Annotated in this window: 1 protein-coding gene; it reads left to right on the plus strand. The window is 37.4% G+C overall.

Features of this window, described 5'->3' with window-relative positions; translation table 11 throughout:
- Positions 1-183: 183 nt before the first annotated feature.
- The coding region (locus ACLI09_RS18010; protein WP_411421033.1) for an IS110 family transposase at positions 184-1,115 on the plus strand (932 nt) is incomplete at its 3' end.

Raw genomic sequence — 1,115 nt, forward strand, 5'->3', positions numbered from 1 at the left:
ATAGAAGAAGGGAAAGAAATAAAACCGAGTTCTGTCATTGGTCTAACAAGGCTGTTCGCAATGCTGGTTCCTTTCCCTCTCTGCTTGAAACTTGGACAGTTCATTAGGCCTTGGAGCCTGTAAGTAGGATTGATAAGTTCAGAGCAGTTCTTCTATCTACTTGTTTCTCTTAAAAACAAAATTATGGAAAAATCCTTTACCTATGTTGGTATTGACATTAGTAAGCTCACCTTTGATGTTGCCATTTTTAAAAGTGGGAAGTATCAACATTATAAGTTTGAAAATGAGACTAAAGGCTTTAAAGCGTTCTTAAAATTATTGTCTGAAGGCGATTGTTGTGTAATGGAAGCCAGCGGCCCTTATTATCTTAACCTGGCTTGTTTTCTTTTTGAGAACGCAATACCTGTTAGTGTTGTTAATCCTTTGGTAATCCGAAGATACTCTCAAATGCGTCTTATGAGGGCTAAAACAGATAAGAAGGATGCAAGTATTATAGCTGATTATGGTAGCTCACAACAACCTGTATTATGGAATAAAGAAGAGAGTTATGTATTAGAACTAAAGCAAATGCAGGCTTATACTGAGCAACTGAATAAAAGCAGGACGGGTTTTATGAGGCAAATGCAGGCGTTTGAAGCTAATCCTGTACAGAGTAAAGCGGTAATGAAAAACCTGAAAAAACAGATAGAAGGCTTGGAAAAACAATTAGCACTTATTGAAAAAGAAATGGTAGCACTTGTTGAAAAACATCATCAGGAGCAGTTTAAACAGCTAAAGAGCATACCGGGTATAGGGCCAAAGACTGCTATGGCACTAATCGTGCTTAGCGGTGGGTTCACAAAGTTTAATAATGCAAAGCAATTGAGTTCTTATGTTGGTATATCGCCCAGAATTTTTGAATCAGGTACGAGCGTGAAAGGCAAAGCAAGAATCTGCAAAATGGGAATGAGTAGAATAAGAGCAATGCTATATGTATGTTCCTGGTCAGCAATAAAGAAAAACAAGGCTTGTAAAGAGACATTTGAACGTCTAACAGAAAAAGGGAAAGCTAAAAAGCTTGCCTTAATAGCTGTGGTAAACAAACTACTAAAACAAGCTTTTGCCATTGCAACAAG

The sequence above is a fragment of the Flavobacterium sp. RHBU_24 genome, from assembly GCF_046613695.1.
GTDB lineage: Bacteria > Bacteroidota > Bacteroidia > Flavobacteriales > Flavobacteriaceae > Flavobacterium.